Raw genomic sequence first — 16,159 nt, forward strand, 5'->3', positions numbered from 1 at the left:
TCTAGTTATTCATTGCTGGAATGAAATGTAACTTGTTAGTTTGAGATCACTCTTTACTATTACGGTGATGGCTAACTCTAGGTGATTGATTGTTTTTAACACAGTCACTTAAATGTTTAAGAACTTCTCTGCAAATTGATCCCACTTTTTATCGGACACTACAGGCCTTGCTAATGCTCTCTGAATTCTGAGTTCATTGTTCCAGCATTTTGGCCCATCAATACTTACTATAGAAAAGGCCATTAACCACGCCAAAGCATCCTCTTTATTGAAAGAGAAACTTCTAAAAGCCTCTCCTTTGTATAGATAAATGTATGGAATGTTGACATAAAAAACACTTGGTTCATTTTCTTGTCGATATATTTTAGCCACAGAGCGGTGATGTTGTTTATAGTCAGAAGCTCTTGAATGGTCACTGACAGCTCTAAATGGAACGTCAATAGATAAAGTGCTCCCAGTCATATTGCTATAAATGTTTGGTTTAGTGATTCGTTCGCCGTCTATACACCAAGGTGTTTCTAGGAGCATTCTATAGGTTTCTAGGTGTAGCTGAAGATGACCGTAGCTAGTAAATCCAAGGCTGTTAGCCAAAACCCATCCCAAAGTAGTTTTAGAATGCTTATGCCCGCTTATGGAGAGGTTATGAGATAGTTGGTGTATGAATGTATCAGTTACCTGTCGGCTATAGTCAAAACAGAAATAATGACTTTTCGAATCCCTTTCTACCTCAATAAGCGATTGTTTGAAAGCGAGAATAAACTTCTCATTCTTTAAGTACTTACCTTGCTTTTTTAGCTGGTAAATCATGCATCGCATCACATTTTCTTGACGGGCATGCTTACCATGTTCAGGCTTAATTGTTTGAGGGAAAGTTACTTCTTTAGTACATCCAGGAGTTGATGTGAGGTTGTCCATACTCGATCCTTGTGCCGTAACGAAGCGGGACTGGTCTGTGTCCAACATTGGCAAGCAAGGTTGAAATTATGTTCTGTAAATTTGCTAGACTTACCATCCCTTAAAGGGTCAAACCATAGGCTGTGCTTTGCTATTCTTTCAAGGCTTATAAACACGAGTGTCTGCTACTCACTAGTAAAGGTACAATAATTACTCAATCGAATGCAAGTGCTATTTTTACATCCCAAACAAAGACGAAATAACAATAGTATGAGTACTGTTAAAACGTATTAAAATTGACTTCACACGTCTAAATAAAGCTTTGAGCGAATGACATTACCCAGCAGTCAGCCGACTTGGAAGTTGATCGCGAAACGAGTGAGTTTCTAGGTTTACTTGAGAGGGACACCATAGAGAATCCAGAGAGTCTTATTGCTGTTACTAAAGCAGATCGAGAAGAAATTGAGTACTTGATTGGTGATTACCAAATTGATTTAGATGATGACTTTTAGTCGGTTAAAAGTACCGTACTTCTTATTCAATTGAATAAATCATGAAAGATATCTTGATTGGAGAGCAAGAGAGCCGCTGCATGAATGAAAAAAACGTTATGTTTTTAATTGTTTACTTGTAAGTGCTATTTTACTGTTATAATGATAGCTCAGTGCAAACTTAGTCAGATGAAGTGCTAGTTATTGTAGATGGGATATTTTATCATTTTTGATATATGCAAAAAATCCCAACTACAATTGTATTATTAAAATCCTTAGTTTACATCTTCAATGAAATTAGGATATTCACCATATTTTTTACTAACTCTAAGTGATGCTGAATTTTCAATAATTTGGTGAGATGCCCATGCTCTGTCTGCTATAGGATAAAGAAGGGAAAATTTCGACAGCAAAACTATAAGGGAATTTTTTTCAATTAAATTATTACCGATGAAGTGATAAGATTTACCGCTGTCTAAGATAGTCCCTCTCAACTTAAAATGCTTTAATATATTCTTAACTGACTCTATATTATTAGCTTTAGATGACACTTCAAAATCTAACATAGGTATATGAAGTATCTGCCCATTTTTCATAATGACTTGTGAATTTAGAGCTAGGTTTTTTTCTTTGTTATACTTTAAAAAGTCTATAACATTATTTTTTGATATGTAAATATACTCATTATTCTCATTGTGAAATGTAGCATGTTCGAATAATCGGCTATTGAGGTCCTCACCAAGCCTAATGTAAGACTCCCAAAAAGAGATATCATTTTCTCTCTTATGTTTTATACAGCGCTCAATAACTGACATTTCATCCGAACTTATGTTTGAAAGTCTATCTTGAACTTTATTTTCAAATGAAAATTTAATAAACCTGAACAATCTAATGTCAGGATTATTTTTAAGCACTTTTTCTATGTGTAGTGTTTGCATCATCTTCCTTAATATAGTCCTCAGGTTTTCTTACTAAAAGCTCAATATGTCGAAATCTATTATAGTCCCATTTTATATATCTGGAACTTGCTTCTTTATCTAAAGTTGTAATAATTAAGTCTGATAAACAAAACTGACCAGTTGATGGAAGAGGTGCCTGAACATGATTGACCATAAAAACAGGTACGCTAGTTATGTTTTTTTCTCTGGAAATATATGATAACCGACTATTTCCTTTGACTACTATATTTTCATTGCCGTGCTTTTCCAAAATGATTGGTGTTATAGGGAATGTCGTTCCATCTTTAAATTCTATGGAACAAAAATCTTCTACAGAAAGATCATACTTTTTCAATATACTATCTAGGTTTTCTATTTGATTATATTTATATGATTTTACATAACATGTCATCAATTTCACGTCATTTAAATTGATACTTTTTTTCTGTATGTCAATATTTTTGTTTGTATATTGACTTACTTGGCGTAAGCTACGTTTAACATTGTTATGATTGTCTTTCTTTATTGTGAAATCAATTGACGATAATGTATGTTTGTAATCTGAACTTGATATATCTAGTGATGTTATCAGTGAATCCTGTATATGGAGGTCAATGTTACCATTATATATGGTTCCATAACTCATATCAGCATTATAACTAGAACCATATGTGTTGTTTTCTATATTATTAATTATTATAGATTTACATTGTTCACGGCTATGGTTAATGAAAAGGAAAGATGAAAAAGGAATGTGTTCTCTCTCAATTATTTTTATTCCAAACTTTCTGAGAATTAATCTCCTATATTTCTCATGTAGTATTCTATCTGGATCTGTACCATAAGAATCTAATTTTTTTGTTATAAAAGTAACTGGTTTTTTCTCATCAATCCAACCCAATAATGTTGGAAATAAACCGTATACATATTTAGTATCTTGACTTGATATTACAAGCGCATTATGTTTTTCTGGCTTTTCTATAACAAAAGAATTGAGAATAAAGTCTTTAGATAGATAGTTTGAATTGTTTTCTCTATTGCTTATATGTACAGTTTCACGATTAAAGAAATTTGAAGCAGCTTCTCTTCCTTTTAGTATTGATTCCTCAATAGTGGTTTTGTTTATCTTATCAAATGAAGTTGTAGTTAGTGGTAGGTCATTTATTTGAATGTGATAAGTATTATTTTGATACATCTCTTGAATTTGAACTGCACCATCAATTACAGCTCCAACGATATTTAAGATGTAATTAAAAGGATTGTCAATGCTTTGAGTTTGATCGTTAAGAGTGAAACAAAGTACTTTTTCAAAATGAGCATTATTTCTTTTTAAAGAGAAAGTGGGTAGATTACTTACTAAACCACCATCAACGTACTTTAGGTCTACAGGTTGGAAGAAAAATGGAATAGTGCATGAACAACGTACAGCATATGCTACGGATTCATCTGGAGTGTTAGTTAAACTCCATACTTTTTGCTTCTTATTGCTTATATCAGTTGCAATTACATGGAGAGGTAGTTTTAAATCACGAAATGTTACTGTACCATCTTTTTTTCCTAATAAGGATAATAAATGTTCATTTAGCCATTCTTCTATTTTTTTGGAGGAATAGAGACCAAGATAAGATAATATTTTGAAAGGTGATCTCATGCGCTTACTAAATACCAGCGGAAACCTAATTATCCCCCAGCTAGACCCTACTTTCTTATATTGATCTTTTTCAATAGGGGCCATAAATGCATTATAATCGGTATCCATCATGATCTTTTTCATGTCAACGGGACTTGCTCCAGCTGCTACTAAAGCGGCGAATAAAGAACCTGCTGAGGTGCCTGCTACTTCGGAAAAGTATACTCCCCTGCGTTTTGCTTCCTCGAATGCTCCAGCAAATGCTAAGGCTTTACAGCCTCCCCCTTGAAATACGCCAAGACAGTTTTTAAAGTGGGTTGTTTGTTGTTTTTCCATTTGATAATCAATACATAGTCATTTTCTTAATGCTACTACAGTGCTACTACACACGTATAGTCAAAGACGAATCAGACGAAACGAACTGTTTTGAGTTTTTTGCAAAAATGAGTGGGCGGCTACATTTCATATAGTTAATTCTATCCATCTTCATAGTGTTTAGTTGTTTCTTGACATCGTTAAACGAAAAACGTCTAAAGTCGTTTCAGACTTCTATTCGAAGTCTATCTCTGATAAGGAAGAAGGAGCTTTTGACATATGGCTTGTACTCTACTCGGATGCTTGTAAGGAGAGTCTTTTAAGCATTTTCAATGCATTGTCGAAAATAGGGCTAGAGATATGTTCTGGAAAGTCATTTGACAACCTCGTATTTAAACGGTCTATAGCTTCTGGAAGCTCGGTTTTCATTGTGTCGAGAATTTCCTGCATTATGTCCTGTTCAAAGCGGACATACTGTGCGGTTGCCAGAAAATGGCGAGGGTAAATCTTGTTGACTTCGTATTTTCTACCCCTTGATGCTCTTAGCCCCATGGCTAGCTTTAACTGCCTGATGTTAAGCCCTTTTTTGCCTAATAAAGGGTAAGCAGACAAAATGTCATAGAAAGGCGTTAAGCGGTAGCTTCCCGATGGCTCAATTGTGATCGAATAGTTTTTCGCATGACCATCAGTCGCTCCAATGACCCATTGATACACCTGGAATTTCATAAAATTGTATTGGTCGGCAAAGGCATTTGAAGACCCAGATAACAAGTTCATAATTTCCAAGATTCCAATACCGCCATCAGATTCGTACTTGATTGATGCTGGCAGCGAAGCTGCCTGACACATATCTTCTTGTGGTAAACGTTGAATATGAGTCTTCTCATTCGTCCATTTTCGGTCAAAACGTTCAACAGCCAATGCTTTGAAGTTCAGAGTTTGAATAATTTCAATATTAGGTACATCAAACCCTAGCTCTCGTGCGAGTTCGATACAGAGATATTCATTCTCAACGCTATCCGTTAAGTCCAACGTGCAGTGTGGTTGTTGGAGAACTCCCATTGGGAGTTTGATGATGTGAGTTGTCGGAGTATTGCCACTTGGTAAACACCAATGGCTATCCACTTTAAGTAACGCAGTTTTAGCTTGTGCGCCAGCAATGGCTATACGGAAATCATTGGAACCTCCAATCATTCCATGTGGTGTTCCTGCCTGTAGTGCTGACAATATGAGTTCGAGCGTTTTTTCATCTAGGATGTCATACTCCAAGCTTGGCTTATCATTTTTTGTATCAGGTGGAAGTAGAGTAAGAGCACCTACAACATCACGACCAACGGCTGTGAGCAAATCGAAAGGTTGTGTAGTGGAGGTTTTAAATCTGGTGGCTAAACGGCTTCTTGTATCAGTTGAGTCTGGGAGAAGATTGTCAAAGTAGTTGAAGACCGCTTCAGAAGATATAGTGTTTTTCTGCATTTTAAGAGACAGAGATAAAGGCCGAGCGTTGTCATTGTTCAGCCAGGAAGAATCATATTTAAAGCTGAGTCTGTTGTCTGGATACTTTGCTAGAGTCCCGACAAGCTCGTTGTTCATATATGCAGTTAGCGTTTCCATTACCAGTGAGCCTTTTTTGCTATACGGTTTTGTCTCGTTTATCAAACAGAGTGTTGGCAAGAGCTACTTAGCGAGTGATTTGACTAACGACGTCACCGAATAAGACTGGTCTAAATTGAGTCTGATCTACTGATACATTGATATAGCGGGGATCTGGTTTGCCTGCATCATCTAGAATGATACTGTCATGTAAATGTCCGTGAACATTGATCTTTCCATGTAATTCCTGAGGATGTATAGGGCAGTGTGTAAACCAGGTATTTCGTTTAGATAGCATCGAGTGAATCTCATCGAAGCCATCTGCGAGCATCTTGCCGCTGACCTTCATGTTTGTACAATGATTGCCAAGTACGAGCACTTTCTTCGTACATTGAATACTTGCAACCTTCTCTAGCCAAAATGGGGTCGTTGCAATATCTCCAAGTAGGATTAACGTGTCACGACGTTGTACAAATGATGCAAGGTTATCAAATAGAATATTATGGTGCTCTTCAGGAGAATCGAATCCTGAACGATATTTCAATATATTATCATGCCCTAGATGTAAGTCCGCGGAGAGTACAAATCTACTCATAAGAATATTCTCAGTAACGATATTATGAATAATATACACTTGAACTGTAGCGTTATTCAAATAAATATTTTTCTTTACCTTGAATATAATATATAGAAAATAATAAACAAAAAGTGCTATTTTTATTTATTAAAATAATACACTGTATGTTTGCCTAAGTTTTTTAAACCAAAATTGTTTGGCACATTGTTTTGCCAAGATTGGCAGCGAAACTGTCAAGGATGGCAGAGGAAATGCCACGGCGGGCAGCGAATGTGCCAATGGTGGCACTAAAATTTAGACCTAAAATTAGAATATTCCGTTTAAGAATCCAAATTTTAATAGATTAACGTTATATTAGAATTATAACTTTATAATAGTTATAACATGAAAAAGTCAATAAGTAAAAACTATTTTATTGCCATAATTATCTTGGCTCAACTTAATAATTAAATTATTCGTAATTATATTTATGATTTTTATTTGATTTAATAATTAAAAATGTAAAATAAATTCGATTGTTTTTTGCACAGTTACTTTGCTGTTTAGGAGAGCAATTGATTTTTTTTTATGATCTGGTGTACGCGTTGTCTGCTAAGCCCAAGCGTTCTGGCGATATCACTTAAGTTAGTTTTGCTATTCGTGGCTAGTTGTTGTTTTAACAGCTCTTTGATCAACTGGTGTTGTTCTAGATTGGCTCTATATCCAACGTCTGGGCCCCGCTTAGTTTCAATGCTATTGATTCGTTCTACACATTCGAAGCGATGCAAGATCCCAATCAGTGTAGTCCAAGTATTCAACTCATTGAAAAGCGTTAGGCACTCTTTATCACTCCACGCGTTTGGTTCTTTAGGATCTAAACATCTCACTATCGCGATACACCATGATGACCATTGACCAAAATCATCTGACTTGATCTGTTTTATTTTTTTATAGCTCGCTGGATAGTTTACTTTACATGTCTGAACAATGCTCTTCGATAGCGAGAGCCAGTCTCCTGACTTAGCGCTATCTTTACAGTGGCGTAGAAATACTCGTGGATGCGGCGCATAGCCGCTGACCAGATCATACAGTTGTCGTCCCAACTTTTTCTGTTTGTTAGGTTGTGCTAGATACTTTTCGTAAGCAGTGTTGTTCTGGTTGGGCAGGTGTTTCAATGCAGTGATAACTGCGTATTTTTGCTGTTTATAAAGTTTAGTGGACTTGATGGGATGGTGTTTTTCGCAGTAGTAGTGAGAGCGGCTGCGTAGACGCCAGCATAGTGCGCAGTAAGGTAGAATACTGTTCCAACGAACCTCTTCCTCTTGATGTTGTGGAGTGAGTGAACGCAGATCCTTTAAGCCCAACAGTACTTGATCGGCATAATTGACGCGTTGTTGGGTATGAAGACCGAATCCACGTAAAGTTAGCACCGCTTCAATAAGTTTAATTGTTTTATTTAATCCACCGTAACTTTCGATGATCTCAGCAAGATGGATAGCATTAGAACTGCTGTACTTTTTGAGTATGGTTCCATGTTGTCTGAGTAACTTGGTAAACCACGTTTCCAGAACAATGTTCCGAGCGGCATCAACAGCGTATAAATACCCAGAACGACGTCGCTGAGCAATTTTACAACCTTGAGATTCGGCCTGGTTTTTTAAATCATTAATTGCTGTTTCTAGCTGTACTCTCAATGCATTGCGCTTTTTATCTAAGTCCATTAGTCATTATGTCAATATGGTTTGTTGCTTATTCTATATTATGAGTTGGGCGATGAGAATCTAAGATGCGACTAAATAATAGAGAAATAAAGGTAATAAAATGTTTGTAAGACAAGAGCAGTTAGCTCAAGAGATGGGAGTAAGTGTTAGTACTTTGTGGCGCTGGCGTCGAGAGGGAAAAATGCCACCCGTTGTTACGCTTAGTTCTAGGGTAGTGGGCTGGCAGAGAAAAGACATTGAGCGATGGCTAGAAGAACAAAAATAGATGCAATTTGTTACTGCGAGAACAGTGTTCTCGCTTAACCTGACCCTGTAAATACAAAGTAAGTCATTGTTTGCATGATTAATAACATGAATAAAAAATGCTCTTGCAGGAACCTTGTTCCTGCTTTTGACTATCTCAGGGATCCATTTTCTTCTTAAATCTTCATCAGTTGAACGGAGAACGATGTTCTCCGAATGACAAAAGACAGAGTTAGGTATTATCCGACTCGTGTTTGGATATATCAGGCAAAGGCTGATAGCGTTCAAACGCTACTGCGAGAACACTGTTCTCGCTCTCATCATCAAAAACTAAAGTTTGGTCATTTAATTAATAAATAAAAAATGCTCTTGCTAGAACAATGTTCTAGCTGTTTGTTCTCCCACTAAATACATGATTTAACTCTATGTATTAGGTCTGGTAATTGTGCTTTAATGCATTTTGATGCTTATTGGGAGGAGTTATGGCTCGGAAGAATGATGGAATTATTTGGCATTTGATGGATGCGCCGTGGTGGGTGAGTATCTTGTTCTCAGCAGGCATTTATGTTGGTTTATCCTTTCTATTGCCTGATTTGGCGGCTCGCAGTGATAACTTCATCTTCAATGCCATTGGGCCGAATCTTCCGCAAATGGCACCGTATTTTGCTTTTTTGTTTTTAATTCCAGCTCCAATTGCGTTCTTTAAGCAGTATCAGCGAAAGCATAATTATCTTGCGACGATGTCTCAAATCAGAGCACACAAAAACACGACTCCGCTTAATTCCCTCAGTTGGATTGAATTTGAAAGCTACATTGGCGAGTACTTTAAGCAGCAAGGCTACGACGTTAAACAATCTTTCTCAAAGCAGGCGGATGGTGGGGTTGATATTTGGTTAACTAAAGACGGTGAGTTGAGTCTTGTACAATGTAAGCACTGGAAAGCTAGAAAAGTCGGAGTTCAAGTCTTAAGAGAAATGTATGGTGTGATGATCGACAATCGTGCTAGCAAAATGATCATCGTAACATCGGGAGATTTTACTTCTGAAGCCATCGCCTTTGCTCAAGAGAAGCGCCTGTGGTTGGTTAATGGTAGCGAGCTAGTCCACATGATTGAAGATGGACGCAGCTTTATGAATAAGCCAGTCATTGATGAGCCTACACTCGATCCTCATTCCAAGGTTTGCCCAAACTGCCAGTCTAGCCTTGTGATTCGTGTTGCTAAAAAAGGTCGTAATGCGGGTAAAAGTTTCTATGGTTGCTCTGCGTATCCTAAGTGTCGCTACACTTGCGACTGTTGAATGTGGGTGAGGATTCAAGCTGTTTAATCTAGAAGGGTGCTCTCAGAACATAAAAGTTAACCTATTGAGTCTAGCTGCCAGAGAAGAATGCTACTGCGAGAACACTGTTCTCGCTCAAATCATCAAAAACTAAAGTTTGCTCATTTAATTAATAGATAAAAAAGCTCTCTTAGTGCCGAACCCTCTGGTGAAAAATATGTTAACCACTACTTTTCATAAATAGGGGGCAGAGAAGATAATAAAAAGTATTCACCCTCAAGTCTTTGTAAGATCTAAATGTGTATAATTCATAAAGTCTGGTTGCATAATCAATTGGATGGGTATTTATTTGGTTGTTTTAACAATAGAATGAGGCGAAATAGTGAAGCTTGATAAGTTACGACTCTCCTGTTTTCAAAGTTATGGGTCAACCTCTACTGAAATCTCTCTTGACGATTTAACTTTCCTAATCGGTCCAAATGGCTCAGGAAAAACAGCCGCTCTTCAAGCGCTTTGTCGAATGTTCGCGTTTGATCCATCTCTACGTCGGATAAGAAAATCTGATTTTCATGTTCCACACAACGAATCAGAGCAACTTGAAGAAAGAACTCTTTGGATTGAGGCTGATTTTCTTTTCCCTGAATTACATGAAGAGGGAAATAACACTACTGTTTCACCACACTTTGGTCACATGCGATTGGTAGACGGAGAAGATACTCCACGGGTAAGGTTTCGACTAGAAGCGTCTATGGGTATTGATGGTGATATAGATGAGTCATTGATATATGTATTAGAGGTAGACGACAACCAGCAGCCTAAAAGTACGGCTAAAGTTTCACGCACAGACCGAAGTCAGATTCAAATACACTACCTTCCAGCTAGACGTGACCCCGCTGAACATATTACCTTTGGTGCGAATGCTTTGTTAGGGCGAATGCTAAGGGCTGTTAACTGGGAGACTGAGCGAGAAGCAGTGAAGGGACATACAGACCAAATCAGCGCAAGTCTCGCATCTAACTTATCAGTTAATGCCTTGAGTACAAGCATTCGAGATTCGTGGTCTCGTTTACATAAAGGACAGTTTTTTACACAGCCCCAAATTACTTTTGTCGCAAGTGAAATCGAATCATTGCTTCGCCATCTTTCTATTTCTTTTTCTCCAGGACACGATGAAGCTAATGTCGATTTTTCTCGATTAAGTGACGGTCAAAAATCGATGCTGTATTTGTCTTTGGTTCTTTCATCCCAGGCTATTGGCCGCTCGGTACTACAAGGCGATGAATCTTTTGATCCAGATAAGCTTAGACCTCCAGTGTTTACGTTAATTGCCGTGGAAGAACCAGAAAATAGCCTATCTCCTCACTATTTAGGAAGAATAGTAAGCTCTCTTACAGAAATGGTCGGTCACGGGGATGCGCAAGCCCTAATAGCAACTCACGCACCATCAATGCTGAGACGTATCGAGCCAAAACAAATACGCTATCTTCGTTTGAACCCAGACAGAGAAACAACTATTGCGAGTATCGAGTTGCCTGATGAGGAACACTCAGGTGATGCTCATAAGTTTGTCACTCAGGCAGTAAAATCTTTTCCTGAAATATATTTTTCACGTTTGGTTATACTTGGAGAAGGGGATAGTGAAGAAATCGTAATTCCTAGATTACTAGAATCTAAAGGGGTGCCTGTTGACGCATTTGGGATTACTGTGGCTCCACTTGGAGGGCGACATGTAAACCATTTCTGGAGGCTTCTTGAAGGGCTAAACATTCCTCATATTACACTTTTAGACCTCGATGTAGGAAGGTACCAAGGTGGTTGGGGACGCATCAAAACAACCAATGATCAGTTAAAACTACATAAACCTGATCTTCAGTTAACTGATAGATACGAAAGCATCCCAACATGGAATGATCCTCAGCATAAAATTAGAGCATGTCCTCAATATCTAATGGAATTGGAAAAGCGCAGAGTGTTTTTCTCTTATCCAATGGACTTGGATTTCGCAATGCTCAGCGCTTTTCCTACCGCATTTAATATAGAAGCAGATGATCAGGTTGAACCAGAACTCCCAAATATCAAAGCGGTACTAGGTAAATCTCGTACTGAAGCTTCAGAGTATAGTGATGATGAGCAGAAGTTGTTTATTACGTATCACAAGTTATTCAAAGTTGGGAGTAAGCCAGCGGAGCATATTACAGCTCTCTCTAGATTATCTGATGAACAACTCCTAGCACATATTCCTCCGTCATTGGGACGGCTAGTAGATGCTGCAAAAGAAATATTGTTGGAGCTTCCTGAATGATTAGAGTCGAGAGTTGGCAACCAGCTGATGGATTAGTATTGGAGCCTAACGCTTATAGAGCAGCTAAAGAGCGAGAATACAGCTTAGCTTTAACCGCTGGTCCAGGCGCTGGCAAAACAGAAATGCTCGCTCAGCGAGCTGACTTTTTACTTCGTACAGGGTCATGTCGCTACCCCAAACGTATACTTGCTATTTCATTTAAGGTAGATGCAAGTAGTAATCTAAAAGAGCGGATCAAGCGTAGATGTGGTGCTGAGCTTTCATCACGTTTTGACAGCTATACATTCCATGCTTTTGCAAAGCGAATAATTGACCGTTTTCGTCCAATATTGACTGGGGATGAAGCCTTAGAGCCTGGTTTCACAATCGGTCCCAAAATCCTTCACAAGCAAATTGATTTTACAGATCTAGTTCCGCTTGCAATAAAGATATTAAAAGAATCCCCCGTTGCTAGAAACGCATTGAGGCAAACCTATACAGATGTTTTTTTAGATGAGTTTCAGGATTGCACAAAGTATCAGTATGAGCTTATTAAGGTAGCCTTTCAAAGCACAGACATTCGCCTTACTGCTGTAGGCGATACAAAGCAAAAAATTATGGGCTGGGCTGGTGCTCTTGACGGTATTTTTGAGGCATTTAAAGAAGACTTCCAAGCTGTACCACTCAATATGTACCGAAACTTTCGTTCACAGTCCAAACTTCTTCGATTGCAAAATGAAATCGTCAAAATTCTTGATCCCGCATCAGTGATGCCTGAAGAGCAAATCGCGGGAGAAGAAGGCCATATACAAGTTCACCCTTTTCAGAACTGCCAAGAAGAAGCCGATTATCTTTCAGAGCAAATCCAAAGGTGGATAAATGAAGAAAGTGTTCCTCCTTCTGAGATAGCTGTGTTAATCAAGAACCAACCTGAATTATATGCAATGAGGCTTATGGTTGCTCTACGTGATAGAGGTATACCATATAGGAATGAACAGCAGTTGCAGGACATAACTGTTGAGCCAGCCGCACGCCTAATTGTAGACTTCCTATTGAGCACTTTTGGCAAGCAGGAACCTTCAGCATGGGTTCGCTTAATGGAAAAGTTAGTTCCCTTCACTGATGATGACGATGAAAAGGGTGAACTGGTCCAAAACTGGCAACGTTTCATTCTAGAAGAGAAAAAGGCGGTTAATCAAAATCCTATAGTTCCTGAAAACCCCAAAAGGTGGGATTGCTTGAAGCGTTTCATTGAAAAAGTAGGGTTCCAAGAATTAATGTCTCTGTCACATGATTATGAAACTGAGTCACGTTTACGTGAGGTGCTCAATGATACTTGTTCACAGATAGATCAATTGATGTCTACTGGACTCGATCTCCAAGCGTCCCTGAAGCGTTTTGAGGATGATCAAGCAGTTAGAATACTTACAGTTCATAAAAGCAAGGGACTAGAGTTTGATTCTGTCGTTCTACTTGGCGTTGAAACTGAAAGCTATTGGGGAGACCTAGATGAAAACTTATGTGCATTTTTTGTAGGAGTTTCAAGAGCAAAACGAAGGTTGTTGCTAACACATGTCGGCTTTCGCTCTAGGCCTGCTGGTCACTATGGAAGATGGGATACCCAAAGGCATAGACAAGAAAGGTTTTTGGGGTGTCTGATATAAACTTAACAGTCATATTCTATATGTAACTGAATTATTTATATTAAAGTCTCAAGACTAGCTACGAAGGCTCGACATATCAGGTAACCTACTCTATTGTAATTATCACCAATAAGTGATAAAAGGCATCGCTTTGTTCTGAGATAGAGTAAGCCCTGTATTACGTGAATTATGTGTGACATTATGAAAGAAGCTGACTATAAAGTTGCTACTATAGACTGGTTGATAAATAGAGGCTATCTAGAGCACGATGCCGTGCTTATTAATGAATTGCCAGTAGACAACTTCAGTAGGCGTGCAGACTTAGTAGTTGCCAATGGTAAACTTCACGCGTTTGAAATCAAAAGTGATGCAGATAGCCTAGCTCGCCTGCAAGGTCAAATCGAAACCTACTTAGCTTTTTTTGACAAGGTTACTTTAGTCTGCTCTCCAAAGTTCACAAATAAAGCCATTGAAATGTTGCCAAACATGGTGGAAATACTGGAACTTGAAATAAACTCCCAAGGGGATGCTTCCCTAAAAGTTAAGCGCCGAGGAAGAATTGAAAAGGTAGGTACTGCCAGTGATTTCTTATCTTTTGTCGATAAAAGGCATCTAGTTACTTCGCTAAAAAGTAAAAAACTAGTATGCCAACTTAGTGAAACGAGAAGTGCCTTGAATGCGAAGTTAAGCAGGCTACCAAAGTCACACTGGCGTAACTTAGTTTTAGATTACTTGAAAAATAAGTATCGACCAACCTATCAATCCTTTTTGGCAAATAAACATGATATTACAGAAGTATCTGATTTGACTTATCTTAGCCCGCAGAAGTTGCAGACTGAGCCTGATCAGATGGATATCACTCGAACTCGCGATGATGTATGGGAAATAAATATAGATGGGGCTAAAGTGATTGCAGAGTCTGGTGTTGATATATCCGAAAGTATGAACCAATTTGGTTTTGTTACATCAAAACCAATTAAAGTTATCCCTCGGGTATTGAAGCAAGCTACATAAGGTAGCTTGCTAACGCATATAAAAGATGGCGTCGAGATCTACTTCTTAGATTACCAATCAAATTCATCTTTATCCCAGTCGTCGTTGTCTAAAGAGTCCTGTGGGATAGAGACTCCTTCATCTAAGAAGCGAGTAATTCTCTCAATGTGTAAATTCAATCGAACGGAAATCCATTTTGCTGGAGTTCCAAATTTTTCTAATTGGTTGTTAGCTGCCTCTCTGATGATTTTAGCTCCCCAAACATCTAAAGAGTCATCCCAGCTCTCGCTGGTAACGATCCCCCTAGCAGCTCTACTGTATAGCTTTTCACGAGGAACATCGGCAGCATTACGATCCTTAACTTGCCTTCTGCGTTCAAAAATCCATGTTGCAGGTGTAGGGTAATCTACTCTAGCAACAAATTTAGCGTAACTTCCTTCATAGAACTCGCCATGTATACCTGCATAGTCACCATAAATTGCAATATTCTGCCCACCTAATGCATGGTAGTTTTCCCATTCAAGCATAGGAATTTCACCATACTTCCCGTCACGATCTTGCGTGTATGATTGAAACATTCGAGGGAAGCTAGAACTTGTTGTAACTACTTCAATTCTGGGATCGATTAGGCGTAGTTCATTGAGGGCATGAATTGTCGCATCTAGAATTGCTTTTTGGTGTTCTCGTGAAATTTGGCCTGCATCTAAGATGAACAAAATGTTGTCGGTTGAGTCAATAACAGAAGCTGCGGTCATTGCAGCTGCAACCTCACGGCGATGCAAAGGGTTTACACGGAGTACAACTTTGCCGAATTCGCTTTCAAATCTCTGTAATTGCTTTACAAAATCTCTCTTGCCCACGTCTTTATTTAGAATAAGAGATGGAATAAGAAAATCATTCACTTTCTTAGCGTTCATAAAGAAGGTAGCCCACGCGCTAAAGCCGTCCTCCGATGACATTAGTTGAGCGTAGTCTTCGACTTGCAATCTTTTATCTTCAGATAAGCCGAGTATCGCAGGTTTGTCAAAGGCGCTATGCCATTTATCAAATGCTCCTGATGCACTTGCGATACGATTAACTTTTGACAGGCATACAAAAGGCAGAATTTTTTCTTTGGTAGAATCACTCAGTTTCTCAACTCCTAGCATCTCAGAAGCACGAGTTCTCAGAGTGGGTATGTACTTATACTGACTAAAATTCATCTTGATCCTCGCTTCTTTGGGTTCTTGGAATTGGGCGCTCAAATCTATCTAGTCCAGAAGTTAAGTGGTTGAGACTAATATTGGACTTTGAAAGTTCATTTTGTAGATATTCTTTATCATTTGCTCTTTCGTTGAGTAAGTTATTGATGACATCCTGTCGTTCAGTATGTCGTTCAGCCTGAGCTTGCTTTTCATCTCTGTGTCGAATTTCTTGGTATATCAACACTAAACAGAGTATAAAGCTAACTCCCCACCCAGAAATAAACACAGTGCTTTCAACGATTTGTGAGTATGTTATATCTTCTGGAATGAGAGTCTTAAACGCTGAAAGAACCCCGAGAACTGAGACTAACGCAGCAAGAATTTTGATTATCGCCGTCAAATT

The 16,159-nt window shown here is 38.4% G+C and carries 13 protein-coding genes; 5 read left to right on the top strand and 8 right to left on the bottom strand.

The genetic code is table 11. From position 1 onward, the window contains the following. Positions 1-108 precede the first annotated feature (108 nt). The 6 genes from AACR75_RS18195 to AACR75_RS18220 form a co-directional block, all read right to left on the bottom strand. Positions 109-915: a hypothetical protein gene (locus AACR75_RS18195; RefSeq protein WP_047688218.1), complete on the bottom strand. Its 807-nt coding sequence runs from the start codon at positions 913-915 to the stop codon at positions 109-111. 745 nt (positions 916-1,660) lie between these two features. Next, complete coding sequence (locus AACR75_RS18200; RefSeq protein ID WP_047688220.1) at positions 1,661-2,323, bottom strand: primase 1D-like protein; 663 nt, start codon at positions 2,321-2,323, stop codon at positions 1,661-1,663. After that, positions 2,292-4,289 (bottom strand): patatin-like phospholipase family protein, encoded by a 1,998-nt coding sequence (locus AACR75_RS18205; RefSeq protein WP_047688222.1) that lies wholly within the window; start codon positions 4,287-4,289, stop codon positions 2,292-2,294. The genes AACR75_RS18200 and AACR75_RS18205 overlap by 32 nt, the downstream gene beginning before the upstream one ends. Before the next feature lie 270 nt (positions 4,290-4,559). Next, entirely contained in the window at positions 4,560-5,879 is a 1,320-nt protein-coding gene (locus AACR75_RS18210) for a type II toxin-antitoxin system HipA family toxin (protein WP_047688224.1), read from the bottom strand. A 67-nt stretch (positions 5,880-5,946) separates the two neighbouring features. Continuing rightward, complete coding sequence (locus tag AACR75_RS18215) at positions 5,947-6,453, bottom strand: hypothetical protein (protein ID WP_140315263.1); 507 nt, start codon at positions 6,451-6,453, stop codon at positions 5,947-5,949. Between the two features lie 524 nt (positions 6,454-6,977). Then, on the bottom strand, positions 6,978-8,135 hold the full coding sequence (locus tag AACR75_RS18220; protein ID WP_047688226.1) for a hypothetical protein: 1,158 nt from the start codon (positions 8,133-8,135) through the stop codon (positions 6,978-6,980). Between the two features lie 100 nt (positions 8,136-8,235). Here AACR75_RS18220 and AACR75_RS18225 point away from each other — a divergent pair, with 100 nt between their 5' ends. The 5 genes from AACR75_RS18225 (at position 8,236) to AACR75_RS18245 (ending at position 14,593) form a co-directional block, all read left to right on the top strand. Next, positions 8,236-8,400, top strand: coding sequence for a helix-turn-helix transcriptional regulator (locus tag AACR75_RS18225; protein ID WP_025633108.1), 165 nt, complete (start codon positions 8,236-8,238; stop codon positions 8,398-8,400). Between the two features lie 460 nt (positions 8,401-8,860). Next, positions 8,861-9,676, top strand: a complete 816-nt coding sequence (locus tag AACR75_RS18230; RefSeq protein ID WP_047688228.1) for a restriction endonuclease — start codon at positions 8,861-8,863, stop codon at positions 9,674-9,676. Positions 9,677-10,037: 361 nt separating this feature from the next. Then, complete coding sequence (locus AACR75_RS18235) at positions 10,038-11,957, top strand: ATP-dependent nuclease (protein ID WP_047688230.1); 1,920 nt, start codon at positions 10,038-10,040, stop codon at positions 11,955-11,957. Further along, on the top strand, positions 11,954-13,600 hold the full coding sequence (locus AACR75_RS18240; RefSeq protein WP_047688232.1) for a UvrD-helicase domain-containing protein: 1,647 nt from the start codon (positions 11,954-11,956) through the stop codon (positions 13,598-13,600). The genes AACR75_RS18235 and AACR75_RS18240 overlap by 4 nt, the downstream gene beginning before the upstream one ends. A gap of 180 nt (positions 13,601-13,780) precedes the next feature. Continuing rightward, a complete protein-coding gene (locus AACR75_RS18245) occupies positions 13,781-14,593 on the top strand; it encodes a sce7726 family protein (RefSeq protein WP_052190318.1) in 813 nt (270 codons plus the stop codon). 50 nt (positions 14,594-14,643) lie between these two features. On the opposite strand, the gene AACR75_RS18250 is transcribed toward AACR75_RS18245, so the two are convergent. Both AACR75_RS18250 and AACR75_RS18255 read right to left on the bottom strand, forming a co-directional pair. After that, positions 14,644-15,774, bottom strand: coding sequence for a beta family protein (locus AACR75_RS18250; protein WP_029837337.1), 1,131 nt, complete (start codon positions 15,772-15,774; stop codon positions 14,644-14,646). Further along, positions 15,764-16,156 (bottom strand): hypothetical protein, encoded by a 393-nt coding sequence (locus AACR75_RS18255; RefSeq protein ID WP_029837335.1) that lies wholly within the window; start codon positions 16,154-16,156, stop codon positions 15,764-15,766. The genes AACR75_RS18250 and AACR75_RS18255 overlap by 11 nt, the downstream gene beginning before the upstream one ends. Between the last annotated feature and the right edge of the window lie 3 nt (positions 16,157-16,159).

The organism is Vibrio sp. ZOR0018 (assembly GCF_963865925.1).
In the GTDB taxonomy this organism is placed as follows: domain Bacteria; phylum Pseudomonadota; class Gammaproteobacteria; order Enterobacterales; family Vibrionaceae; genus Vibrio; species Vibrio anguillarum.